The following is a 23330-nucleotide window of genomic DNA, read 5'->3' on the forward strand; positions in this document are numbered from 1 at the left end:
CCTCCCGCAGGTCCGGCCCCGGCCGGCGCGCCGCTGCGCGCCTGAGTCCCCGCCGCACCTGCCTCTCGCACCAGCGAGAGCGGTGACCCCTGCGCGCCTCCGGGCAGCGCGGGTCGCCACCACCTCCGGAACACCAGACCGGTGGTCCCGGCCGCAGCGACGCACCGTCCTCGGCCCGGTCGACCACCCCTGTACCGGTCGGGGCCCCGTGCACGGGGGGCGGGGCCTCGACCACCCAACGGCCGGGGTCATCCTCGGGGGCGGATCCCGGCTCCCCGCCCGCCCGGGTGTCGCGAGGCACCCGGGCGGGCACCCCCGTCCCGTGACCTCCTTGACGCTGCACGCCACCGGCCCGGTCGACCCGGCCGAGGTGTGGGACCGCTACCTGCACCCCTCGCGCTGGTCGGAGTGGTCGCCGCAGATCAAGCGGGTGGAGGCGTCGGCCGACCGCATCGAGCAGGGGGTGACCGGCCGGGTGCACGACCCGATCGGCACCTCGGTGTCCTTCGTGGTCGACGAGGTGTCCGAGGCGCAGCGGCGGTGGGTCTGGCAGGTCGTCGTCGGTCCTACCCGGCTCGGGCTCGTGCACTGGGTCAGCCCGGCCCCGGACGGCGGCACGACCGCCGGGCTGCGGCTCTCCGGCTTCGCACCACTGGTCGTCGGCTACTCCCCGCTCGCCCTGCTGGCGCTCAAGCGGCTGGTCACGGTCCGCACCGCGAGCTGACCGGGGTCTCGTACCGTGCGTCCATGAGCGGGACGCACGAGGTGACCAACCAGGCCCCGCCGCTGGTCGGGCACGACCCGATCGCCGGGGACGCCGTCCTGGCCGAGGCCTGTCTGCGGCACGCCGACGCCGACGCGCTGGGCTCGCTCGCCGAGCTGGGGGCGCTGGCCGGCAGCGAGCAGGCGCAGGAGTGGGGCCGGTTGGCGAACGAGAACCCGCCGCGGCTGCGCACCCACGACCGGTACGGGCAGCGTGTGGACGAGGTCGAGTTCCACCCGGCCTGGCACGAGCTGATGGGCGCCGCGGTCGGGCACGGTCTGGCCGGCGCACCGTGGGCCGACCCGAGCCGGCACGCCCACGTGCGCCGCGCGATCGGGTACCTCGGCTGGACGCAGGTGGAGATGGGCCACGGCTGCCCGGTCACCATGACCTACGCCGTCGTCCCCGCCCTGCGCCGCGCCCCGGAGCTCGCGGCGGAGCTGGAACCGGGGCTGACCAGCCGGGAGTACCAGTTCGGGCTCGCCGACCCGCGGACCAAGCGCGGGCTCGTCGCCGGGATGGGGATGACGGAGAAGCAGGGCGGCTCCGACGTCCGGGCGAACACCACCCGGGCCACCGCGAACGGCGACGGCAGCTGGTCGCTGACCGGGCACAAGTGGTTCACCTCGGCGCCGATGAGCGACCTGTTCCTGGTGCTCGCGCAGACCGCCGAGGGCCTGTCCTGCTTCCTGGTGCCGCGGGTGCTGCCCGGCGGTGAGCGCAACGCCTTCGCCCTGCAGCGGCTGAAGGACAAGCTCGGCGACCGGTCCAACGCCTCCAGCGAGGTCGAGTTCGCCGGGACGACGGGCTGGCTGGTGGGTGAGCCCGGCCGCGGCGTGCCGGCCATCATCGAGATGGTCGCGACCACCCGGCTGGACTGCGTGCTCGGCTCGGCCGCCACCGTCCGCGCGGCCCTGACCCAGGCGGTCCACCACGCCCGGCACCGCCGCGCCTTCGGCGCCCTGCTGGCCGAGCAGCCGCTGATGCAGAACGTGCTGGCCGACCTGGCGCTGGAGAGCGAGGCCGCGACCGTGCTCGCCGTCCGGCTGGCCGCCGCCCAGGACGCCGGCGAGCGGGACCTGCTCCGGCTGGCCGGGGCGGCGGCGAAGTTCTGGGTCTGCAAGCGCACCCCGACCGTGGTCGCCGAGGCGCTGGAGGTGCTCGGCGGCAACGGCTACGTCGAGGAGTCCGGGATGCCGCGGCTCTACCGGCAGGCGCCGCTGAACTCCATCTGGGAGGGCTCGGGCAACGTCATCGCCCTCGACGTGCTCCGCGCGCTGGGTGCGGGGTCGGCGTCCCTGGCCGCGGTGACCGCCGAGCTGGACGCCGCCCGGGGCGCGGACGCGCGCTACGACGCGGCGCTGACCCGGCTGGCCGCCGAGCTCGCCGACCCCGACCAGCTGCCGCTGCGCGCCCGGCGGGTCGCCGGGCAGCTGGCGGTCTGCCTGCAGGCGGCGCTGCTGCTGCAGCACGCCCCGGCCGCCGTCGGCGACGCCTTCTGCGCCACCCGGCTGGGCGGTGACTGGGGCGGGGTGCTGGGCACGCTGCCGGCCGGCACCCCGGTGGCCGAGCTGGTCGACCGGGCCGTGGTGGCGCCGGTCCGGGGAGCGGCGTGAGCGAGGGCCGACGGCGCCGCCGGGCGACCAGTCCCGCGGGCGCCCCGACCGACCGGCACACTGACCCGGTGACCGAGAGCTTCGCCGTGGAGACCATCGCGGCCGACGGGTACGACGCCGGTGCCTCTCCGACCGACGCCGTCCGGCCGGCGCTGGACCTGCTGGTCTGGGACGCGCCCAACATCGACATGACGCTGGCCAACGTGATCGGAGCCCGGCCGACCGCCGCGTCCCGCCCACGGTTCGACGCGATCGCCGCGTGGTTCGTCGACGGTGCCGAGCAGCCGGGCGCCGCGCAGCAGCCCGAGGTCGAGGCCAGCGTCTTCGCCAACGTGCCGCCGCAGCACGCCACCTCGCTGCAGCGCTGGGTGGAGGCGCTGCGCAGCTTCGGCTACGCCGTCTTCGCCCGGCCGAAGCTCCAGCCCGACGACGACATCGACCAGTCGATGCTCGACCACATCAGCGTGCGGGCGCACAGCCACCACCTCCGCCGGCTGGTGGTGTTCTCCGGCGACGGCCGCAACTTCGCCGAGCCGCTGGAGGACCTCGCCCGGGCCGGCACGCAGGTCGTCGTGGTCGCCTTCAGCGAGGTCGCCGGCTACGCGATCAGCTCGGAGCTGCTGCAGTTCGTCGACATCGAGGACGTGCCCGGGGCCTTCGCCGCGCCGCTGGACCGCGTCCGGCTGGACGCGCTGCCGGTGGACGGCGCCTGGCTGCGTCCCACGAAGAGCCTGCGGGACGCCGCCGGCGCCTTCACCGCGCGCCGGGCCTAGCGGAAGGACCCCCTGCCCCCCAACACTCGCAAGCTCGCGCTGGGACCCTGCAGGGGGCCGTCAGCGGCGGGCCAGCCGCCGGACGCCGGGGGTGTAGGGCAGCCCGTAGTGCTCGAAGACCGCCGGCTCGTCCTCGGCGGCGAGCTCGCCGTCGGTGTCGATCGACGGGGCGTTCTTCGCCAGGTCCTTGCTCACGGTGACCCGGATGTGCGCGGGGGCCACGGTGGCGTTGGTCAGCGGCACGAAGGTCAGCTTGTGCCGGCCGATCATGCCGGTGACCACGGCGGCGAAGAACGGCAGGTCGGTGGTGGTGTCCACGTACACCGACTCCAGGCTCCCGATCTTGCTCCCGTCCGGGTCGACCACGTCTCGATTGCGCCAGTCACGGATGTTCTCGGCCGGGAACACAGGGGCCTCCTCTGGATGCGGACAACTGTTCCTCCCTGCCCCCAACCGGCCCCGCTGAACCGTTGACCACCTCCCCACCGGCCCGCCGTGGGAAGGCGCGCGAAACCGCGCGCGGCAAGGCGCGCGAAACCACGCCACGGGAAGGCGCGCGAAACCGCGCGTGGGAAGGCGCGCGTGGGTAGGCGCGCGAAACCGCGCGTGGGAAGGCGCGCGAAAGCGCGTGTGGGAAGGCGCGCTAAAGCGCGCTCGGGCGGGTCTGGTGGCGTGGGGTTACGCGCCGGGGCCGGAGGAGCGGGGCTGCGGGACCGTGGCGACCGAGCTGCCGGAGGGGAGCCTGGCCCAGACGTGCTTGCGGCCGGGCTCGCTGGACCAGCCGTAGTCGACCGAGAGCTGGGCGACCATCGGCAGGCCCATGCCGCCGAAGGCGGGGTCGCGGTCGACGGCCGGGCGCGGCGGGGCGTCCGGCGCTCCGTCGGTCAGCACGATCAGCCAGCCCGTCGGCACGGCCACGATCACCGCCTCGACGTCACCGCCACCGTGCCGCAGGGCGTTGGAGGACAGCTCCTCGAACACCAGCAGCAGGCCCTCGCGGGCGTCCTCGGTCGAGCGGGAGGCCAGCGACGGGTGGGCCAGCCGGGCGCGCAGGTCCATCCGCACCCGGGACGCGTCGTGCACCGTCGGCAGCACCCACCGCCACACGTCGCCGTCCTCGCGCGGGATCGCCGCCGAAGGCCAGACCGGTCCAGTCATGCTCGGGGCCCCCTCCCTCTGGCGGGGTCTCCGCCGGGGACCATCGTGGCCGACGCCGGGCCGTCGTGCAGCACGGGGGTCCGATCGCGTGCGCCGGGTCAGCCGGTCGCGGGGGTCCCGCGGTCGCCGGGGCGGGGCAGCTCGCCGGCCAGCCCCTGCACGTCCAGCCGGTCCAGCAGGCCGGTCAGCTCCAGCGGCCCGGTGACGACGCGGCTGGTCGCGACCACCGTGACGTGCTTGCCGTCGGCCTCCGGGTGCTGGCTCAGCCACACCAGCGCCGTGACGCCGGCCGACCCGAAGAAGGTCACGCCGGACAGGTCGAGGGTCAACTGGCGGGTGGCCCGGCGCAGCGCCTGCAGCAGCGTCTGCTGGAGCAGCGGGTTCTCGGCGGCGTCCAGCTCCCCGCGCACCTGCGCGACCACCTGGCCCGCCTCGGGGCCCTCGACCAACGTCACCTCGAACGGTGCTCCGTCGGCGTCCGACCTGACCGTGTTGATGTGCCCCCCTCGCAGGACCCCGTGGCCCCGCTGCGTGCTCCGCCGTGTGTTCGACGGGTGCTGCGTCCCTGATCGTCGTGCTCCGGCGACGGGTTCCGGAACCCGTCCCGACAGATCGTCCTCCCATCGGGGGACGGCTCAGCCGCCCCCGCCCCCGGTCGTGCCCGCCCCGTGGCCGAACCGGACCAGCCGGTCGACCAGGAACTGCACGGCCGCCGCGCTGTCGACGTCCTCGGCCACCTCGACCGCCGTCACCGCGGACGACGGGGTGCGCCGGTCGACCAGCGTCTGCCCGCGACCCGCGCCGTGCCCGGTGTCCACGACGACGTCGCGCCGGACGGTCCGCAGGGTGCCGGGGGCGATCGCCTCGGTGAGCGCCAGGGCGTCGTGGACGACGACGCCGTCGGTGCCGTAGGCGGTGCGGGCGTGGTCGAGGTACTGCCGCAGCACGGCGGCGGCCTGGGCGCCGACCGGGCCGGCCGCGGCGAACTGCGCGATCCCGGCCTCGTCGAGCACGGTGGGCAGGGTGACGTCCAGCCCCACCATCACCGTGGGCAGGCCGCTGGAGAAGACGACCGCGGCCGCCTCCGGGTCGGCCCAGACGTTGAACTCCGCCGCGCCGGTGACGTTGCCGCCGCGCGTCGCCGAGCCGCCCATCACGACCAGCCGGCCGATGCGGGCCGCGGCGTCGGGGTACACGCCCAGCAGCAGGGCGATGTTGGTCAGCGGCCCGATCGCGGCGACGGTGACCGGCTCCTCGCCGGCCAGCAGCAGCTCGGCGAGGGCGACGACCGCCGGCCGGGGGTCGACCGTGGCCGGGGACGGCGGCAGGACGACGCCGCCCAGCCCGGCCGTGCCGTGCACGTGGCCGGCCCGCTCGGCCTGCGGGACCACCAGCGAGCTGCGCGCACCCGCGGCCACCGGAACGTCGGAGCGGCCGGCCAGGTGCAGCACCCGGAGGGCGTTCTCGGTGGTCTGCGCGAGGTCGACGTTGCCGTGCACGGTGGTCACCAGCCGCAGGTCGACCTCCGGGCTGGCCAGGGCGAGCAGCAGCGCCAGCGCGTCGTCGATGCCGGGGTCGGTGTCGATCACCAGCGGGGTCGCGGCCATGACCTCATCCCACCAGACGCGTCCGACACGCCGGTGCGTCGCCTCCGCCGCCGAGGTCATCGACCGCCGATCTCGATGCTGACCTGGGCTTTCCAGCCAGGCTGTCGACAAGTGACCGGCCCGGGAGGCGGGTCGTCGACCGGTTCGAGGGGGTCGGGCAACGGTTCGGTCACGCGCCTCGGCCGGGGTGTCCGGGGACGGCTGCCGGGGGCGTCGCCGTCCGTAGGTTCTCCCTTGCCCGCGGTCCCTTCCCCGACCGCGGCTCTACGTCACCGGGAGGGCAGCACATGGCGATCGAGACCACCCAGGTCGGGCGCACCGACGTGCCCGCCCCCCGGTCTGCCGACCGCCTCGGGCTGTTCGGCACCGGACCGGCGCACCCGGCCGGCGCGCACACCGCCGCCGCACCCGCTCCCGCCCCGCCCGTCACCGGTGACCTCGCCCGGGGCCTGGCGTTCGGGCTGGCGGTCGGTGTGCTGGGCGTCGAGCCGGGCAGCACCCCGGTCCGCCCGGCAGCGGTGCCCGCCCCTGCGCGGCCCTCGCGCCGTCGGCGGCTGGTCACCCGGGGGGCCACCTGGGGCGCCGGCCCGGACGGCGCGCACCTGGCCTGGCGGTCGACGCCGCTGCGGGTGCACCGGCTCGGCGCCGCGACCGCCCCGCCGGTCGCCGTCCCGGCCGTGCCCTCCCGGGCCGTGCCCTCCCCGGCCAAGCCCGCCGTGGTCCGGACGCGACCGGTCGCCGTCCCGCCGGTGGACGCCGAGCTGGAGGCGGCCATCGCGTTCGCCACCGACTTCTCCGTCGACCTGCTGCGTCCCCCGGCCCGGCTGGCACCGCCGCCGTCCCGGCTGACCGCGCCGGTGCGGGACCTGCTGTCCGGGCTGCGCGGCCTGGCCCGCCGTGCCGCCGGCTGGGGCAGCGGCACGCACGGGCACCGGCTGAGCTGGGACCGTCCGGTCCCGCCGACGGAGTACGCGCTCACCCTGCCGCCGACGCCGGCCGCCCCCGTGCTGCGGCACCGGGCCCCGGACGACGACCCGGCGCCGCTGCGCGAGCAGCCCGGCACGCCGCCCGAGCCCGCGCCGCGCCGGCAGTCGGAGCAGCGCGCGCACCGTCGTCCGTCCCCCGGGCCGCCGTCCCGCCCGGTCCCTAGGCTGGCCGCGTGTTCACCACGCGTCCGGAACTGGCCGGCACCTTCGGGATGGTCGCCTCGACCCACTGGCTCGCCAGCGCGGCCGGCATGGCGACCCTCGAGGCCGGTGGCAACGCCTTCGATGCCGCGGTCGCTGCGGGTCTCACCCTGCAGGTGGTCGAGCCGCACCTCAACGGCCCGGGGGGCGAGGTCCCCGTCCTCTTCGCCCGGGGCCCGCGGGCAACCACCGGCGCGGGGGTCCCCGTCGTGCTGTCCGGTCAGGGGGTCGCCCCTGCCGCCGCGACGATCGAGTCCTACAGCCAGCTGGGTCTCGACCTCGTCCCGGGCACCGGACTGCTCGCCGCCACCGTGCCAGGCGCCCTCGGGGCCTGGCTGACCCTCCTGCGCGACCACGGCACCCTGCCGCTGGACGCCGTCCTCCGCTTCGCCATCGAGTACGCCGAGCACGGCCACCCGCTCCTCCCGCGGGTAGCCGCGACCGTCGCCTCGGTCTCCGAGCACTTCCGCACCCACTGGCCTACCTCGGCCGCCACCTGGCTCGCCCCCGACGGAGCACCCCCCACCGCCGGCCGCCTGTTCCGCAACCCGGTCCTCGCCTCGACCTACCGCCGACTGCTCGACGCAGCGCGCGGACCCTCCCGAGAGGCGCAGATCGACGCGGCACTCGCCGCCTGGTACTCGGGGTTCGTCGCCGAGGCGATCGACGAGTTCTCCCGTTCCCCGGTCATGGACGACTCCGGTCGTCCGCACCGCGGCTTCCTCACGGGTCAGGACCTGGCCGGCTGGCAGGCGACGTACGAGCCGCCGGTCACCCTGGACTGGCGTGGGTGGAGTCTCGCGAAGGCCGGGCCGTGGTCCCAGGGCCCGGCGCTGCTCCAGGCGCTCGCGATGCTGGACGGCCACCCAGCGGCAGCTGCCGGGGCCGGGTACGCCTCGGGCACCGCTGACGCCGACCTGGTCCACGCCAGCGCCGAGGCGGTGAAGCTGGCGATGGCCGACCGCGAGGCCTGGTACGGCGACACGGCAGAGGCACCGGTGGACGACCTGCTCAGTCCCACCTACACCGAGCAACGGCGGGCGCTCATCGGCGACCGGGCCAGCACCGAGCTGCGGCCCGGCTCGCCCGGTGGGCGCCCGCCCAGGCTCCCGGCCTACGTCACCGACACCTCCCCGGGCCTCCGCCCGGCGGCGGGCACGGTCGCCGGGGTCGGCGAGCCCACGGTCGACACCCGCGGCACGACCCGCGGCGACACCTGCCACGTCGACGTCGTCGACCGCTGGGGCAACATCGTCTCGGCCACCCCGTCCGGTGGCTGGCTGCAGAGCTCGCCGGTCGTCCCGTCGCTGGGCTTCGCCCTCGGCACCCGGGCGCAGATGTTCTGGCTGGAGCCGGGGCTCCCCAACTCCCTGCTGCCCGGCAAGCGCCCGCGCACCACCCTCACCCCGTCGCTCGCGCTGCGCGGCGGTGTGCCCACCCTGGCCTTCGGCACCCCCGGCGGCGACCAGCAGGAGCAGTGGCAGCTGTGCTTCTGGCTGGCGCACGCGCTCGGCGGCCTGGACCTGCAGGCGGCGATCGACGCGCCGGCCTGGCACACCACGAGCTTGCCGTCGTCGTTCTACCCGCGGGACACGACCCCCGGCGAGCTCGTGGTGGAGGACCGGCTCGGCACGGCCACGATCGACGAGCTGCGCCGTCGCGGGCACGCGGTCACCGTCGCCGACGGCTGGTCGCTGGGCCGGCTCTCCGCCGTCTCGATCGACCCGGACACCGGCGTGCTGCGCGCCGCGGCCAACCCCCGCGGCATGCAGGGGTACGCCGTCGGCCGCTGAGGCGCGTCGTACCGGCCGGATAGCCTCGTGGTCGTCCACCGGCCGGTGGAGCGGGCGGTCCCGGGGGAAGGAGGGGTGCGGCGTGAGCGGCACCCCTGAGGGCACCGACGACGCCGCGCGGCTCGCCACGGTGCAGGCGCTGGCGGCCGCGGTCGTCGGGTCGCCTGGCCTGCAGCGCCTCACCGAGCTGGCCGCCACGCTGCTGGCCGTCGACGCCGCCCAGGTCTCGCTGGTGGGCACCGTGCAGACCGCGGCCGCGGTCGCCGGGCCGGCGGCCGACCGGCCCGGTGCCGAGCGGCCGCTGGACGACTCGCTCTGCGCGGTGACCGTCCGGGACGGCTCGGCGCCGCTGGTGGTGCGCGACGCCGTCCACGACCCCCGCGTCGCCGACCGGTCGCCGGTGGTCGGCGGTGGGGTGGGCGCCTACCTGGGGGTGCCGCTGAGCGTGGACGGGCACGCGGTGGGCGCCCTGTGCGTCGTCGGCGCCGGCCGCCGGGACTGGACCGACCGGGACGTCGCGGTGCTCGAGCTGCTGGCCGAGTCCGCCACCGCCGAACTGCGCCTCGCACGCGTCACCGCCGAGGCCGAGACCACCCGGGTGCGCTGGGCGCTGGCCATCCAGGCCGCGGAGATCGGCAGCTTCGACTGGGACGTCGCGGCCGACCGGCTGGTCTCGGACGACCGGCTGCTGCAGGTCTTCGGCTGGGACCAGGAGGACTTCCCGGGCACGATCGAGGCCCTGCTGTCGCGCGTGCACCCCGACGACCTCGACCGGGTCCGGGTCACCGTGCGCGCCGCGCTGCAGACGGGCGACGGCTTCGAGCACGAGTACCGCGTCGTCCTGCCCGGCGGTGAGGTCCGCTGGGTGCACGCCCGCGGCCGGGCGGTCGACGGCACCGGCGCGCCGCTCACCCGGCTGGTCGGCATCGCGCACGACACCACCACGCAGCGGCACGGGGACGCGCGGGTGGCGCGGGTGCTGGAGTCGATGCCGGCCGCCTTCTTCTCGCTGTCCCGGGACTGGCGGTTCAGCTACGTCAACGCGGAGGCGGAGCAGCTGCTCGGGCTCAGCCGGGCCGAGCTGACCGGCGGCGTCATCTGGGACCTGTTCCCGGCGTCCCTGGCCAGCGAGTTCGAGGACCGGTACCGCACGGCGATGGAGTCCGGGGTCCCGACCCAGTTCCAGGCGTACTACCCGGCACCACTGGACAGCTGGTACGAGATCCGGGTGTGGCCGAGCTCCGAGGGCCTCTCGGTGTACTTCCTCGACATCACCGAGCGCCGCCGGGCGGAGGAGGAGCGGGAGCGGGACGCCCGCCGGCTCGCGCTGATCGCCCGGGTCTCGGACACCCTGTCCCGGGCGCTGGTCGACCGGCGCGGCGGGCACGGCGCCCTGCAGGAGCTGCTGGAGGCCGTGGTGCCGGAGCTGGGCGACTGGGCGATCGCCAGCCTGGTCGAGGACGACGGCCGGCTGCACGACGTCGCGAGCTGGCACACCGACCCCGCGCAGCGCCCGGTCGCGGCGGAGTACGCCCGGGTCCGCCTCGCCGCTCTCAGTTCCACCGCGCCGATCGTCGACGCGCTGGCGACCGGGGAGACGACGGTGGTCCCCGACGTCGCCGCGGCGGTCGGGCGGGGGCTCGCCGACGGGCCGGCGAAGGACGCCTACTGGCAGCTCGACCCGGGGACGGCGGTCGCCCTCTCGCTGCGCGCCCGGGGGCGGGTCCTCGGCGCGATGAGCGTCTACCGCGGCCGGCAGCGCGCTCCGATGGACGTGCTGGACCAGGAGGCGCTGCGCGAGGTGGCCGACCGGGCCGCGCTGGCGCTGGACAGCGCCGCGCTGCACGAGCAGCAGCGCCGGATGGCCGAGGAGCTGCAGCGCAGCCTGCTCACCGACCCACCGGAGCCGGACCACTCCCAGGTGGCGGTGCGCTACGTCCCCGCCGTCCAGGCCGCCCAGGTGGGCGGCGACTGGTACGACGCGTTCCTGCAGCCCGGCGGGGCCACCGTGCTGGCCATCGGTGACGTGGTCGGCCACGACACGGTGGCCGCGGCCGCCATGGGCCAGCTGCGCAGCCTGCTGCGCGGGATCGCCTACAGCGGTGGCGCCGGGCCGGCCGCCGTCCTGGCTGCCCTGGACCGGGCGATGGAGGGTCTGCAGGTGCACACCCTCGCCACCGCCGCGGTGGCCCGCCTGGAGCAGGAGGCCGTCGACCGGGAGCGCGGGGAGACCCGGCTGCGCTGGTCGAACGCCGGGCACCCGCCGATGCTGGTGCTCCGCGCCGACGGGTCGGTCCAGGTGCTGGCGACCGAGCGGGCGGACCTGATGCTGGGCGTCGACCCGCTCGCCGTCCGCCGGGAGCAGGTGACCGTGCTGGACCGGGGCGCCACCGTGCTGATGTACACCGACGGTCTGGTCGAGGGGCCGGACCTGCCGCTGGACGACGGGGTCGCCCGGCTGGTCGCCCTGCTCGGCGAGCTGCGGGGTCTCGAGCTCGAGGAGCTGTGCGACCAGGTGTTGGCCCGGATGCGGCCGCAGGGCTCGGAGGACGACGTCGCGCTGGTCGCCGTCCGGTTGCACTGGGAGGACCGGCCGCGACCGGCCGAGGCCGGACCGGAGGTCGTGCCGCCGACGCCGTGAGTCAGCGGCGGGGGAGCAGCGCCCAGACGCTCTTGTGGTCGCCGGCCAGGTGCCAGCCGTGCCCGTGGGCCATCTCGGCGATCAGGTAGAGCCCGAGGCCGCCCTGGCTGGGGTCGCGGCCGACGGCTGGCTGGGGCGGGGCCTCCGCGGCGCCGTCGCGGACCTCGACCAGCCAGGCGTCGGAGGTCTCCTGGACGCGGGCACGGACGCCGCCCCCGCCGTGGCGCAGCGCGTTGGAGGCCATCTCGTCGAAGGCCAGCACGACGGCCTCGTCGCGCTCGGTGGCCACCGGGTCACCGGTGGACCGCTCGGCCAGGCCGTGGCGCAGCTGGGCGCGCACCCGGGGCAGTTCGGAGACGTGCGCGAGCTCCCAGCTCCACCCGGCGGTGGCCGCGGGGGGCGGGGACAACGGCCAGGACAGGCCGCCGGTCTCGCCCGTCACTCGGTCTCCTCGCGCTCCGGCCGGCGACTGCTCGACGGCGACTCCCTGTCTTGGCCGGGCACGACCGGGCCAAACCTGTACGGGCGTGTGACTCGCACCTCACCCCATGAGCCGGCCGGCCGCCGCCGGCGGCCCGGTGGCCCGGCAGCCGGGTGCGCGGCCGTGCGGCGCCGGGTGGTAGGCAGGACCGCAGGACGACGGGTCTGCGGAACGCGGCCCGCTGACGAACTCGACGAGGAGACGCAGTGGCAGAGCAGCGGACGGCCATCATCACCGGGGCGGCGCGCGGGATCGGCGCAGCTGTCGCACGACGGTTCGCCCAGGACGGCATGCAGGTGGCGGTGCTGGACCTCGACGAGGCGGCGTGCGCCGGCACCGTCGACGCGATCACCTCCGCCGGGGGCGAGGCGCTGGCCGTCGGCGCCAACGTGGCTGACGAGGAGTCGGTGGCCGCCGCGGTCGAGCGGGTGGCCCAGGAGCTCGGCGCGCCCACCGTGCTGGTGAACAACGCCGGCATCACCCGGGACAACCTGCTGTTCAAGATGAGCGTCGACGACTGGGACGCCGTGCTGGGCGTGCACCTGCGGGGTGCGTTCCTGATGACCCGCGCGGCGCAGAAGCACATGGTGGCGGCCGAGTACGGCCGGATCGTGAACCTCTCCAGCGTCTCCGCGCTGGGCAACCGCGGCCAGGTCAACTACTCCGCGGCCAAGGCGGGCATGCAGGGCTTCACCAAGACCCTCGCCATCGAGCTGGGCCGCTACAACGTGACCGCCAACGCGATCGCGCCCGGCTTCATCGAGACCGAGATGACCGCGCAGACCGCCGAGCGGGTGGGCGTGCCGTTCGAGCAGTTCAAGGAGATGGCGGCCAAGCAGATCCCGGTCGCCCGGGTCGGCCAGCCCGAGGACATCGCGCACACCGCGTCGTTCCTGTGCAGTGAGGGCGCCGGCTTCGTCTCCGGCCAGGTCATCTACGTCGCCGGCGGCCCCAAGGACTGACGGCCCCGCCGCCTGGCGTTGATCAGGTCCCCTGATCAACGCCCGTCCTCCCGCACCAACGTTGGTGCGGGAGGACGGCGTTCGATCAGGGGACCTGATCGAACGCGGGCGCCCGAACCCCCAGCCCGTGCGACGGCTGGGGCCGGGTCAGTCGCCCGGGTTGCCGTGCAGGCCGCGGCGGGACATCGCCGCGGTCACCGCGGTCCAGGCGCGCACCGGCACCACCCGCGCCAGCTTCATCAGCACCGCCATCGGCAGTGGGAAGACGATCTCCGCCTTGTCCCGGGCGATGCCGTCGGCGATGGTCCGGGCGGCGTCGGCCGGCTCGACCATGAACGGCATCGGGAAGCGGTTGCGGTCGGTCATCCGGGTGCGCACGAACCCCGGCGACACCGTCTGGACGACGACGCCCTGCGGCGCCAGCGACCCGCGCAGCGCCTCGAGCAGGTTCAGCAGCGCCGCCTTGCCCGCCCCGTACGCCTCCGAGCCCGGCAGCCCGCGGTACCCGGCGACCGACGCCACCCCGACGACCCGGCCGCGGCCGGCGGCGACCATCTGCGGGACGACGGCCTCCAAGGTGTGCACCGCGCCCATGACGTTGACCTGCAGGTGGGCGGCGAACAGCGCGGAGTCCCACGGTTCCACGTGGAACTGCGACCAGGTGCCGGCGTTGAGCACCGCGACGTCCAGGCCGCCGAGCGCCCGGCGCACCGCGTCCCCGGCCGCCACGGTCGCCGTCCGGTCGGTGACGTCGAGCGGGACGACGACCATCCGGTCCCCGGCCACGGCGGCGAGCTGGTCGGCGTTGCGGGCGCTGACCGCCACGCGGGCACCGCGGTCGGCCAGCTCCTCGGCGAGGGCGGCACCGATGCCGGTCGATGCGCCGGTGACCCAGATCCGTGCGCCGCTGATCTCCATGCCCCCAGCCTGGATGATGGGGCCGTGGCAGCGCGCAAGGGGTCGAGGAAGCCGGCCGCCGGGGCGGCACCGCAGCTGGGGCGCGGGGAGTTCGTCGTCTACCCGGGTGGCCCGGCCGCGGTCTACGACCTGCTGGAGCGGCTGACCGCCGCGGCCGGCGACTCCCCCGACCTCGGCACCCCGGGGATCAGCCTGGACCGCACCCGGCTGGTCGTCCGCTGGTTCGGCGACCCGCCGCCGGCGGTGCAGCGGGTGCTCGCCGACGCCGGGGGCGTCGAGGTGACCGTGCAGCGGACCGCCTACCGGCCGGGTGACCTGGCCGACGAGGCCGGCCGGCTGCGCCGCGACCACCCGGACGTCGTCGCCGCGGCCACCCCGCGTCCCGAGGGTGACGGGATCGAGGTGCTGGTGCCGCCGGCGGTCGCCGACGCCGCCGGAGGTGCAGCGGCGGCCATCGCCGGCGTCCCCAGCGCCTACCCGCTGACGGCCGAGGTCGGCGAGGCCCCCGCCTGAACGAGCCCGGCCGGCACCCGGCCGGCCGCCGAGGCGAAGCCGAGCCAGGTGTGCCGGTTGCCCGCCCAGCACCAGCCGAGCTTCGGTGCGCCCCTGCGGTCCCGGCCGTCCCGGCCGGTGCCGTTGGACAGCCACAGCGCGGGCGTGCGGGCGTCGAGCCGGCCGTCGGGTCGGCGGAGGCGGGAGCCGATCGTCATGAAGCACCGGTTCCGCTCCAGCGCCTCGGGCCGTTGCAGCAGCCAGTGCAGCCCCTCGGTGAGGGTCAGCGGGGTGCGGCCGCGGCCGGTGATCTCCGGCAGCGCCTCGTCCGGGCTCCAGTTGGTCAGCTCGTCGCCGCGGTCGGGCCCGTCGAGCAGGTAGACCGGCCCGTCCGGCAGCGCGGCCTGCTCGATCGGTGCGAACGCGTCGACGTCCGTCATGTCCGCCACGACGAACCCCCGCCTGCCCTCGCGTTGCACGAGCGGGGCGAGCCGGGAGGCGGGAGCGCGGACGACGAGGAGCGCCCCGTCCCGGGGTCCGGCGGACGCGGCGGCGTCGCAGAGCTCGGCCGGTGTGAGGCCGGCGAGCTCGTGCACGCCGAGGGCGACGAGCCGGTCGGCCTGGGCGGTCAGCGGGGGGAGGGGCAGCACGGGGGACCTCCACGGCAGCGGGAGCGAGCGGGCGGTCCGGCGTCAACGAGGCACCGGACCGCCCGGTTCCCGCCGGAGCTCAACGTGCGGCGGCCGGGCCGTACGTCAGGTGGGCCACCCCGTTGCTCAGGCTCTCCACCCCGACCAGGGACATCGTCTGCTGGGTGCCCTCGGGGAACAGCCGCAGCCCGGTGCCCACGGCCAGCGGGTAGACGTACAGGTGCAGCTCGTCGACCAGCCCGTCGGCCAGCAGCGCGCGCACCAGGGTGGCGCTGCCGCTGACGTACAGGTCGCCGTCCACCTCGCCCTTCAGGTCGCGGAGGCGGTCGGCGGAGTACCCACCGACGACGGTGGAGTTCCGCCAGACCGACTCGGCGTCGGTCAGCGTCGAGCTGACCACGTACTTGCGGGTGTCGTTGAAGAACGGGGCGCCCGGGTCCTCCTCCACGGTGCGGGTGGACCAGGCCGGCGCGAACATCTCGAAGGTGGTGCGGCCCAGCAGGATGCCGGACGACGAGCTGGTCAGCTGCCCGATCGAGGCGGCCAGGTCGTCGGGGAAGCCGTAGTCCACCGTCCACATCGGGGCGTCGACGACGCCGTCGACGGTGGTGAACTCGTGGACCTTGATCGCGCCCATGTGCAGTGCTCCTCGCTCGTCGTGCGGCCGGGTGGCCGTCGACGGACTAGACGGTGGTCGCCGGACCTTCTCATCGGTGCCGGTCCGGCGACCAGCACGCCGTCGTCAGCCGGCACGATGTCAGCCCACCTCCCGGCCGGTCAGCCCAGCACGGTGCTGACCAGCAGGTAGCCGTTGAGCCCGATGATCAGCGCGGCGACCACCGAGCCGGTCAGCGTGGTGACCCGGCGGTTGACCCAGCCGCCCATCAGGTCGCGCCGGGAGGTCAGCCAGAGCAGCGGCACCAGGGCGAAGGGGATGCCGAAGCAGAGCACCACCTGCGACCAGACCAGCGCCGTCGTCGGGTCGCCGCCCAGGCCCAGCACCAGCAGCGCGGGGGCCAGCGTGATCAGCCGGCGGACCAGCACCGGGATGTGCTTGCGCAGGAACCCGGCCATCACCACCTGGCCGGCGTGGGTGCCCACCGAGGAGGCGGCGAAGCCCGAGGCCAGCAGCGCCAGCGCGAAGGCCAGCGCGGCGCCGCTGCCCAGCTGGTCGCCCAGCCCGGCGTGCACGCTCTCCAGCGAGGTGATCGAGGCGTCGCCGGTGAACAGCTGGGCGGCGATGACCAGCATCGCCGCGTTGACCAGCCCGGCCAGGCCCATCGCCAGCAGGACGTCGAGCCGCTGGGCCCGCAGCAGCCGGCCCCGGCCGGCCTTCGTGCGGCCGGCGGTCACCGCGTCGCCGTACCGGCCCGGCGTCAGCGCGGAGTGCACGTAGATCACGTGCGGCATCACCGTCGCGCCCAGGATGCCGGTGGCCAGCAGCAGGCTGTCCGCGCCGGCGAAGCTGGGCACCATCCCGGTGGCGACGCCGCCCACGTCCACCCCGGAGCCGACCAGCGTGTAGGCGAAACCACCGCCGATCACCAGCAGCAGGCCGGTGATCACCCGCTCGAAGGGCCGGTGACCGCGCGACTGGGCCGCCAGCAGCACGAACGCGACGACGGCGGTGATGATCCCGCCGATCGGCAGCGGTACCCCGAACAGCAGGTTCAGCGCCACCGCGCCACCGACGATCTCGGCCAGGTCGGTGGCGATGGCGACCGCCTCGGCCTGCGCCCACAGCCCCCAGGTGACCGGCCGGGGCAGCCGCTCGCGGCAGCAGGTGGCCAGGTCGCGGCCGGTGGCCAGGCCCAGCTTGGCGGTCAGCGACTGGATGAGCATCGCCATCAGGTTGGCCGCGACGATCACCCACAGCAGCGTGTAGCCGAAGGAGGCGCCGCCGGAGAAGTTGGTGGCGAAGTTCCCCGGGTCGACGTAGGCCACCGCGGCGACGAACGCCGGACCGAGCAGCGGCCACAGCCGGCGCTTGGCCTTCGGTGCAGGCGGCGTGGGCCGGGGGAGGGTGCGCGGCAGCGTGCTGGTGAGGACGGCGGCCTCGGTCTTGGACAGGTACACGGTGACCTCGCGGGGGCGGGACGGGAGCGGTCACCCCTGTCCTGCCCGACCCGCGGGGGCCGCCGGGGCCGACCTGTGGCCCCCGGGGGTCAGGTGAGCCTGGCCTCGGGCGCCGGTCGCTCAGCGGCGCGCCGGCTGGCGGACCAGGGTCCAGATCGGCAGCTCGTGGTCGACCGCGGTGCGGGTGGAGTGCGTGACGGCGAACCCGGAGCGCTGCAGCCAACGGACGACGGTGGAGGTGTAGACGGTCGCCGCGGCCGGCACGCCCTCGGCGTCGCAGCGCTCGAGCACCGGCCGGAGCACCGCCGCGCCCCGGCCCTGGTGCCGTGCGGCGGGCCGGGTGCCCACCGCGTGCAGCCACCAGTGCGGCTCGTCGGGCCGGCCCAGCGCCCCGAGCCGCTCGCTGGCCAGCACCACCGGCTGCCGGGCGCCGAACACCCGCGGCAGGTCGCGGTCGATGACCGCCTGCAGGTCCGCGGCGGGCGGCGGGGCGTCCGGGGCGGTCCAGGCGGCCACGCTGGTGCAGTCGTCGGTCACCCACGCCGTCCCGGCGAGCACCGGCACCAGGCCGCCCCACAGCTCCGCCCACCGGGACAGCCGCTGGGCCAGGCCGTCCTCGGGCAGCGCCCACGACGTCCAGCGGTAGTCGGGGTAGGCGGCGGCCAGCGTCGCCGCGATCCGGGGGACGTCGGCGCGGGTGGCGACCCGGACGGCGGGCGGTTCGGTCACCGCGCCATCAGACCACGCAGCCCCGCGGGGACGCCGTCCAGACCATTCCTCCGACAGCACAAGAACTGCGCGGAGAGCGCAACACGCCATTCCGGTGTCGCTTTCCGCGCGCCCCGGGGATTGGCTGGCCGTCCATTCCCCGTGCGAGAGGAACTGCTCCGATGACCCTGCCGAGCACCACCGCGACCCTGGGCGACGCCGTGTACGAGCGGCTGCTGCGCGAGCGGATCGTCTTCCTGGGCCAGGAGGTCGACGACGTGATCGCCAACCAGCTCGCCGCGCAGATGCTGCTGCTGTCCGCCGAGGACCCGCGGCGCGACATCCACCTCTACGTCAACTCGCCCGGTGGCGGGGTCACCGCCGGGATGGCCCTGTACGACACGATGCGGTTCATCGACTGCGACGTGGCCACCTACGCGATGGGCATGGCCGCGTCGATGGGCCAGTTCCTGCTCACCGCCGGCACGCCGGGCAAGCGCTACGCCTTGCCGCACGCGCGGATCATGATGCACCAGCCGTCGGCCGGGCTGGGCGGCACCGCGGCCGACATCAGCATCCAGGCCGACATGCTGGCCAGGACGAAGCGGCAGCTGAACGAGCTGCAGGCGGAGCACTCCGGGCAGACCGTCGAGCAGGTCGAGCGCGACTCCGACCGGGACCGCTGGTTCACCCCGGCCGAGGCGCTCGAGTACGGCCTCGTCGACGCGGTGCTGGCCGACGCGTCGTCCCTGCCGGAGGGGCGGGTGCCCTTCGGCCTCGGCTGACCGCGGCGACGGCGACGGCGACGGCGTGGCACCGTGACCTCGTGGCCACCTCCCCGCTCGCCGTGACGCTGACCGGCGGGCCCACCGCGCTGCTCGAGCTGGGCGCGGTGCGCCTGCTGGTCGACCCGACGTTCGACCCGCCCGGCGACCACCCGCTCGGCGGGGGGCGGGTGCTCACCAAGACGGCGCCGGCCGCGCTCACCGCGGCCGAGCTCGGACCGGTCGACGCGGTGCTGGTCAGCCACGACCAGCACCCGGACAACCTGGACACCGCCGGCCGGGCGGCCCTCGCCGACGCCCCGCTGGTGCTCACCACCGAGCTGGCTGCCGAGCGGCTGGGCGGCACCGCCCGCGCCCTGCGCACCGGCGAGACGGTGCCGGTCGGGGCGCTGTCGGTCACCGGGGTGCGCGCCGAGCACGGCCCCCCCGGCGCCGAGCGGCTCACCGGCCCGGTCACCGGCTTCGTGCTGCACGGCGCCGGCCTGCCGACCGTCTACGTCAGCGGCGACAACGCCTCGCTGGACTGCGTGGCCGAGGTCGCGGCCGCGTTCCCGCAGGTCGACGTGGCGGTGCTGTTCGCCGGTGCCGCCCGCACCGCGCTGTTCGACGGCGCCCCGCTCACGCTGACCGGCGAGGGCGTCGCCGAGGCGGTCCGGCTGCTCGGCGCCGACCGGGTCGTCGTCGTGCACGTCGACTCCTGGGCGCACTTCAGCGAGGACCGGGACGACGTCCGGGCCGCGCTGACCGCCGCCGGCCTGGCCGACCGGCTGGTGGAGGCCGCACCGGGGGTGCGCACCCAGGTCAGCTGACCGCTGCCCCCGGCTGCGGGCGGATCAGCAGGATGCTGCTGACCGCGGTGGCGAGCAGCCGGTCGGCGCCGTCCAGCAGCCGTGCCTCGGCCAGCGCCGTGCGGCCGCCGAGGTGGGTGACCGTGCCGAGGGCCCGCACCCGGCCGGTGCCGACGGTGATGGCCCGCAGGAACTTCACGGTCAGGTCCAGGCTGGTGTAGCCCACGCCGGCGGGCAGCATGGTGTGCACCGCGCAGCCGGTGGCCGAGTCCAGCAGGGTGGCGTAGACGCCGCCGTGCACCGAGCCGATCGGGTTGTAGTGGAACTCGCCCGGCTCCACCGAGAACTGCACCCGGCCGGGCTCCACCTCGTCCAGGGTGAAGCCGAGGGTGGCCGCGATGGGCGCGCCGGGCAGCTCGCCCCGGGCCAGCGCCTGCATCAGCTCCAGGCCGGCCGAGGTCCGGACGGCGCCGGCGCTCAGGGAGGGGTCGCCCCAGGAGTAGGTCCGCTCACGAGTCGGTTCGATCATCCAACCGACGCTACGGGACGGGCCACCGGAACAGCACGTCCCCCGTCGCGACCCGCGCGCCGGCGGTGACCGGCGGCATCGACTCGGCGGCGGCGTCCATCACCACCACCGGGCTCACCGGCGACATCCCGGCCGCCCGCACCGCGGCCACGTCGACCGTCACCACCCGGTCGCCGGCCGCGACGTCGTCGCCCTCGGTCACGTGCAGCGTGAACGGGGCGCCGGCCAGCCGCACCGTGTCGATCCCGACGTGCACCAGCACGCCGCGGCCCTCCGGGGTCAGCACGACGAAGGCGTGCGGGTGCACCTTGAGCAGCCGGCCGGCCACCGGCGCCACCACGTCGACCGCCTCGGCGTCCGGGTCCGGCTCGACCGCCACCCCGGCGCCGACCATCGACGCGGCGAACACGGGGTCGGGCACGTCGGTGATCGCCAGCACGACGCCCGGCAGCGGGGCGGTGACGACCAGGTCGTTCACAGCAGGTCGTTGACGTCGTCGGCCAGCGAGTCCGCCTCCGGCCCGACGACGACCTGCACGATCTGGCCGGCGACGAGCACGCCGTGGGCGCCGGCCGCCTTGAGGGCCGCCTGGTCGACCAGCGAGGGGTCCTTGACCTCGGTCCGCAGCCGGGTGATGCAGCCCTCGACGTCGTCGATGTTCGCGGCGCCGCCCAGTCCGGCGACGATGTCCTCTGCCTTGCCCACGCTTGCTCCTCCCGGCGGCCTCGCAGGCCGCGATCGGTGGGTGTCGTGCCGTACAGGTACGGCACCGGACCGGTCGGCGTCCAGGGTGTTGACAGGTGGCGGTGGAGCCCGCCATCCTCCCCGGTCAACTGGTCATGACCGGACGGTACCGGTTGGTGGGTGCCCGAGGGAATGGCTGGTGAACAGCACTCCTCGCCGTCGCACCCACCCCAGCGCGCACCCCTGGAGAACGCTCATGAGCTTCCTCAACGCCCCACCCACCGGCCTGCGTGGCCTCGGCGGCCTGCAGCGCCTGGGCCGGAGCCTGATGCTGCCGATCGCCGCCCTGCCGGCGGCCGGCCTGCTGCTCCGGCTCGGCCAGCCGGACATGCTGGGGTCCTTCTCCTGGCTGGAGGACGTCGCCGCGGTGCTCGCCGGGGCCGGCGGTGCGCTGTTCGACAACCTGCCGCTGCTGTTCGCCGTCGGCATCGCGATCGGCTGGGCGAAGAAGGCCGACGGGTCGACCGCGCTCGCCGCGGTCGTCGGCTACCTGGTGCTGCAGGGCGTGTTCAAGGCGATGAGCCCGATCATGCTGGGCGCGGCCGCCGAGGGGGAGACCCAGGAGCTCATCAACTACAGCGTGCTCGGCGGCGTCGTCACCGGGTTGATCGCCGCGGTGCTCTGGCAGCGGTTCTACCGGATCAAGCTGCCCACCTACCTGGCGTTCTTCGGTGGCCGGCGGTTCGTCCCGATCGTCACCTCGTTCGTGATGATCGTGGTCGGCGTGCTCATGTCGCTGGTCTACGACTGGTTCGACACCGGGCTGACCAACCTCGGCGAGGCGGTCGACGCCAACAGCGTCGTCGGCGGCGGGATCTTCGGCACGGTCAACCGGCTGCTCATCCCGCTGGGCCTGCACCACATCCTGAACTCCGTCGTCTGGTTCGTGATCGGCGAATACGACGGCGCCACCGGCGACCTCAACCGGTTCTTCGCCGGGGACCCCGAGGCCGGCACCTTCATGACCGGCTTCTTCCCGATCATGATGTTCGCGCTGCCGGCCGCCGCCATCGCCATCTGGCACGAGGCCAGGCCCGAGCAGCGCAAGGTCGTCGGCGGGATCATGCTGTCGACCGCGCTGACCGCCTTCTTCACCGGCATCACCGAGCCGCTGGAGTTCTCCTTCCTGTTCGTGGCCTGGCCGCTGTACGTGGTGCACGCGGTGCTGACCGGGACGTCGCTGGCCCTCACCAACGCACTCGGCATCCACGACGGGTTCACCTTCTCCGCCGGGCTCTTCGACTACGTGATCAACTTCGGGCAGGCGACGAAGCCCCTGCTGCTGATCCCGATCGGCCTGGCCTACGCGGTCGTCTACTACGTGCTGTTCCGCTTCGTGATCCGGAAGTGGAACCTCAAGACGCCCGGCCGCGAGGACGACGCCGAGGCCGTGGTGGGCAGCACGGACGACGCCGTCGCCCCGGCCGCCACCCCGGCGACGGTCGCCCCGACCAGCACCCTCGAGGAGCCGCGACCCTGACCCGGACCACGCCGGCCGGCCCCGTGCTGCGGGGCCGGCTGGTCACCGGCGGCTCGGTCGTCGACGACGGGGTCCTGGCCCTGGACGGCGACCGGGTCGCCTTCGCGGGCCCCGCGTCCGGCTGGACGACGGGGCCGCTGCCGCCGCCCGCGCCGGACGTGCTGCTGCTCCCCGGGCTGGTGGACGTGCACTGCCACGGGGCCGCCGGGCACGGCTTCCCCGACGACGACGCCGACGGGGTGCTCGCCGCGGCCGCCCACCACCGCGGCCGCGGGACGACGACGCTGCTCGCCAGCCTGGTGTCCGCGCCGGCCGCGGTGCTCCGCGAGCGGCTGGCGCTGCTGGCCCCGCTGGTCCGGGCCGGCGAGCTGGCCGGCGTGCACCTGGAGGGACCGTTCCTGTCCGCCGCCCGGTGCGGCGCCCAGGACCCGGCGGCGCTGGTCCCCGGCGACCCGGCGCTGCTGGCGGAGCTGCTGGTCACCGGCGTCGTGGCGTCGGTGACCCTGGCGCCGGAGACGGCGCACGCCGCCGACCTGGTCGCCGTCTGCCGGGCGCACGGCGTGCTGCCGAGCTTCGGGCACACCGACGCCACCGCCGCACAGACCACCGCGGCGATCCGGGCGGCGGCCGGTGGCCGGCTGTCGGCCACCCACCTGTTCAACGGGATGCCGCCGCTGCTGTCCCGGGCGCCCGGCCCGGTGGCCGCGTGCCTGGCGGCGGCGGCGCGCGGCGAGCTGGTGCTCGAACTGGTCGCCGACGGGGTGCACCTGGCCCCCGAGACGGTCGCGACCGTGTTCGACCTGGTCGGTGCGGAGCGGGTCGCGCTGGTCAGCGACGCGATGGCCGCCACCGGGATGGCAGACGGCCGCTACCGGCTCGGCGCGCTGCCCGTCGAGGTGGCCGGCGGGGTCGCCCGCCTGGTCACCGACGACGGCCCCGGCGCCATCGCCGGCGGGACCGCGACCCTGCTCGACGTCGTCCGGGAGACGGTCGCGGCCGGGGTCCCGCTGGCCGACGCCGTCCGGGCCGCGACCGAGACCCCCGCGCAGCTGCTCGGCCGGGACGACGTGGGGCGGCTGCGGCCGGGTGCCCGCGCCGACGTCCTGGTCACCGACCCCGAGCTGGTCCCGACGGCGGTCCTGCGGGCCGGCCGTCGGGTGGACCGAGAGGAGAACTGAC

The 23330-nt window shown here is 75.7% G+C and carries 24 protein-coding genes; 11 read left to right on the plus strand and 13 right to left on the minus strand.

From position 1 onward, the window contains the following. Positions 1-322: 322 nt before the first annotated feature. The 3 genes from HL054_RS17175 (at position 323) to HL054_RS17185 (ending at position 3152) form a co-directional block, all read left to right on the plus strand. Positions 323-724, plus strand: coding sequence for an SRPBCC family protein (locus HL054_RS17175; protein WP_369140255.1), 402 nt, complete (start codon positions 323-325; stop codon positions 722-724). 23 nt (positions 725-747) lie between these two features. Further along, complete coding sequence (locus HL054_RS17180) at positions 748-2379, plus strand: acyl-CoA dehydrogenase family protein (protein ID WP_369140256.1); 1632 nt, start codon at positions 748-750, stop codon at positions 2377-2379. A 68-nt stretch (positions 2380-2447) separates the two neighbouring features. Continuing rightward, entirely contained in the window at positions 2448-3152 is a 705-nt protein-coding gene (locus HL054_RS17185) for an NYN domain-containing protein (RefSeq protein WP_369140257.1), read from the plus strand. 60 nt (positions 3153-3212) lie between these two features. Here HL054_RS17185 and HL054_RS17190 read toward each other — a convergent pair whose 3' ends face one another. The 4 genes from HL054_RS17190 to HL054_RS17205 form a co-directional block, all read right to left on the minus strand. Next, the gene (locus HL054_RS17190) at positions 3213-3560 is read right to left on the minus strand and encodes a PRC-barrel domain-containing protein (protein WP_369140259.1); all 348 of its coding nucleotides are present in this window, start codon (positions 3558-3560) and stop codon (positions 3213-3215) included. A gap of 270 nt (positions 3561-3830) precedes the next feature. Beyond that, positions 3831-4310 carry an ATP-binding protein gene (locus tag HL054_RS17195; protein ID WP_369140260.1) on the minus strand — a complete coding sequence of 160 codons (480 nt, stop codon included), beginning with the start codon at positions 4308-4310 and terminating at the stop codon, positions 3831-3833. A 98-nt stretch (positions 4311-4408) separates the two neighbouring features. Continuing rightward, on the minus strand, positions 4409-4765 hold the full coding sequence (locus tag HL054_RS17200; protein ID WP_369140261.1) for an STAS domain-containing protein: 357 nt from the start codon (positions 4763-4765) through the stop codon (positions 4409-4411). A gap of 180 nt (positions 4766-4945) precedes the next feature. Further along, entirely contained in the window at positions 4946-5917 is a 972-nt protein-coding gene (locus HL054_RS17205) for a nucleoside hydrolase (RefSeq protein WP_369140262.1), read from the minus strand. Between the two features lie 1159 nt (positions 5918-7076). Here HL054_RS17205 and HL054_RS17210 point away from each other — a divergent pair. Next, the gene (locus HL054_RS17210) at positions 7077-8897 is read left to right on the plus strand and encodes a gamma-glutamyltransferase family protein (protein ID WP_369140263.1); all 1821 of its coding nucleotides are present in this window, start codon (positions 7077-7079) and stop codon (positions 8895-8897) included. An 82-nt stretch (positions 8898-8979) separates the two neighbouring features. Next, positions 8980-11538, plus strand: a complete 2559-nt coding sequence (locus HL054_RS17215; RefSeq protein WP_369140264.1) for a SpoIIE family protein phosphatase — start codon at positions 8980-8982, stop codon at positions 11536-11538. 1 nt (position 11539) lies between these two features. Here the strand turns inward: HL054_RS17215 and HL054_RS17220 are convergent, their stop codons facing one another. Then, on the minus strand, positions 11540-11980 hold the full coding sequence (locus tag HL054_RS17220; protein WP_369140266.1) for an ATP-binding protein: 441 nt from the start codon (positions 11978-11980) through the stop codon (positions 11540-11542). 245 nt (positions 11981-12225) lie between these two features. Between HL054_RS17220 and fabG the strand changes: the two genes are divergently transcribed. Further along, on the plus strand, positions 12226-12981 hold the full coding sequence (fabG, locus tag HL054_RS17225) for a 3-oxoacyl-ACP reductase FabG (RefSeq protein WP_369140267.1): 756 nt from the start codon (positions 12226-12228) through the stop codon (positions 12979-12981). Between the two features lie 147 nt (positions 12982-13128). Here fabG and HL054_RS17230 read toward each other — a convergent pair whose 3' ends face one another. After that, a complete protein-coding gene (locus tag HL054_RS17230; protein ID WP_369140268.1) occupies positions 13129-13899 on the minus strand; it encodes an SDR family NAD(P)-dependent oxidoreductase in 771 nt (256 codons plus the stop codon). Positions 13900-13923: 24 nt separating this feature from the next. On the opposite strand from HL054_RS17230, the gene HL054_RS17235 reads away from it, so the two are divergent. Then, entirely contained in the window at positions 13924-14412 is a 489-nt protein-coding gene (locus tag HL054_RS17235) for a hypothetical protein (RefSeq protein WP_369140269.1), read from the plus strand. Here HL054_RS17235 and HL054_RS17240 read toward each other — a convergent pair. The 4 genes from HL054_RS17240 to HL054_RS17255 form a co-directional block, all read right to left on the minus strand. Further along, positions 14373-15041 carry a DUF5701 family protein gene (locus tag HL054_RS17240; RefSeq protein WP_369140270.1) on the minus strand — a complete coding sequence of 223 codons (669 nt, stop codon included), beginning with the start codon at positions 15039-15041 and terminating at the stop codon, positions 14373-14375. The two genes, HL054_RS17235 and HL054_RS17240, sit on opposite strands and share 40 nt — an antisense overlap. 79 nt (positions 15042-15120) lie before the next feature. Further along, entirely contained in the window at positions 15121-15678 is a 558-nt protein-coding gene (locus tag HL054_RS17245; protein ID WP_369140271.1) for a dihydrofolate reductase family protein, read from the minus strand. A 140-nt stretch (positions 15679-15818) separates the two neighbouring features. Beyond that, positions 15819-17117, minus strand: coding sequence for an Nramp family divalent metal transporter (locus HL054_RS17250; RefSeq protein WP_369140272.1), 1299 nt, complete (start codon positions 17115-17117; stop codon positions 15819-15821). A gap of 120 nt (positions 17118-17237) precedes the next feature. After that, positions 17238-17846 (minus strand): GNAT family N-acetyltransferase, encoded by a 609-nt coding sequence (locus HL054_RS17255; protein WP_369140273.1) that lies wholly within the window; start codon positions 17844-17846, stop codon positions 17238-17240. A gap of 161 nt (positions 17847-18007) precedes the next feature. Here HL054_RS17255 and HL054_RS17260 point away from each other — a divergent pair, with 161 nt between their 5' ends. After that, positions 18008-18610, plus strand: a complete 603-nt coding sequence (locus HL054_RS17260) for an ATP-dependent Clp protease proteolytic subunit (protein WP_369140274.1) — start codon at positions 18008-18010, stop codon at positions 18608-18610. 41 nt (positions 18611-18651) lie between these two features. Continuing rightward, positions 18652-19419 (plus strand): MBL fold metallo-hydrolase, encoded by a 768-nt coding sequence (locus HL054_RS17265; RefSeq protein WP_369140275.1) that lies wholly within the window; start codon positions 18652-18654, stop codon positions 19417-19419. Here the strand turns inward: HL054_RS17265 and HL054_RS17270 are convergent. The 3 genes from HL054_RS17270 to HL054_RS17280 are packed head-to-tail and all read right to left on the minus strand — an operon-like array spanning position 19412 to position 20716. Continuing rightward, positions 19412-19927, minus strand: coding sequence for a PaaI family thioesterase (locus tag HL054_RS17270; protein ID WP_369140276.1), 516 nt, complete (start codon positions 19925-19927; stop codon positions 19412-19414). The two genes, HL054_RS17265 and HL054_RS17270, sit on opposite strands and share 8 nt — an antisense overlap. A gap of 10 nt (positions 19928-19937) precedes the next feature. Next, on the minus strand, positions 19938-20405 hold the full coding sequence (locus tag HL054_RS17275; protein ID WP_369140277.1) for a PTS sugar transporter subunit IIA: 468 nt from the start codon (positions 20403-20405) through the stop codon (positions 19938-19940). Then, the gene (locus HL054_RS17280; RefSeq protein WP_369140352.1) at positions 20402-20716 is read right to left on the minus strand and encodes a glucose PTS transporter subunit EIIB; all 315 of its coding nucleotides are present in this window, start codon (positions 20714-20716) and stop codon (positions 20402-20404) included. Before HL054_RS17280 ends, HL054_RS17275 begins: the two co-directional genes overlap by 4 nt. A gap of 151 nt (positions 20717-20867) precedes the next feature. Here HL054_RS17280 and HL054_RS17285 point away from each other — a divergent pair, with 151 nt between their 5' ends. Continuing rightward, positions 20868-22151 carry a PTS transporter subunit EIIC gene (locus HL054_RS17285; protein ID WP_369140278.1) on the plus strand — a complete coding sequence of 428 codons (1284 nt, stop codon included), beginning with the start codon at positions 20868-20870 and terminating at the stop codon, positions 22149-22151. A 23-nt stretch (positions 22152-22174) separates the two neighbouring features. Next, positions 22175-23329 (plus strand): N-acetylglucosamine-6-phosphate deacetylase, encoded by a 1155-nt coding sequence (locus tag HL054_RS17290; protein WP_369140279.1) that lies wholly within the window; start codon positions 22175-22177, stop codon positions 23327-23329. Position 23330 lies beyond the last annotated feature (1 nt).

This window comes from Modestobacter versicolor (assembly GCF_041028285.1).
GTDB lineage: Bacteria > Actinomycetota > Actinomycetes > Mycobacteriales > Geodermatophilaceae > Modestobacter > Modestobacter versicolor_A.

Bases quoted from the DNA above. Each gene is read 5' to 3' on its own strand.
- HL054_RS17180 (WP_369140256.1), top strand. From the start codon at position 748: ATGAGCGGGACGCACGAGGTGACCAACCAGGCCCCGCCGCTGGTCGGG.
- HL054_RS17195 (WP_369140260.1), bottom strand. From the start codon at position 4,310: ATGACTGGACCGGTCTGGCCTTCGGCGGCGATCCCGCGCGAGGACGGC.
- HL054_RS17205 (WP_369140262.1), bottom strand. From the start codon at position 5,917: ATGGCCGCGACCCCGCTGGTGATCGACACCGACCCCGGCATCGACGAC.
- HL054_RS17230 (WP_369140268.1), bottom strand. From the start codon at position 13,899: ATGGAGATCAGCGGCGCACGGATCTGGGTCACCGGCGCATCGACCGGC.
- HL054_RS17245 (WP_369140271.1), bottom strand. From the start codon at position 15,678: ATGGGCGCGATCAAGGTCCACGAGTTCACCACCGTCGACGGCGTCGTC.
- HL054_RS17260 (WP_369140274.1), top strand. From the start codon at position 18,008: ATGACCCTGCCGAGCACCACCGCGACCCTGGGCGACGCCGTGTACGAG.
- HL054_RS17270 (WP_369140276.1), bottom strand. From the start codon at position 19,927: ATGATCGAACCGACTCGTGAGCGGACCTACTCCTGGGGCGACCCCTCC.
- HL054_RS17285 (WP_369140278.1), top strand. From the start codon at position 20,868: ATGAGCTTCCTCAACGCCCCACCCACCGGCCTGCGTGGCCTCGGCGGC.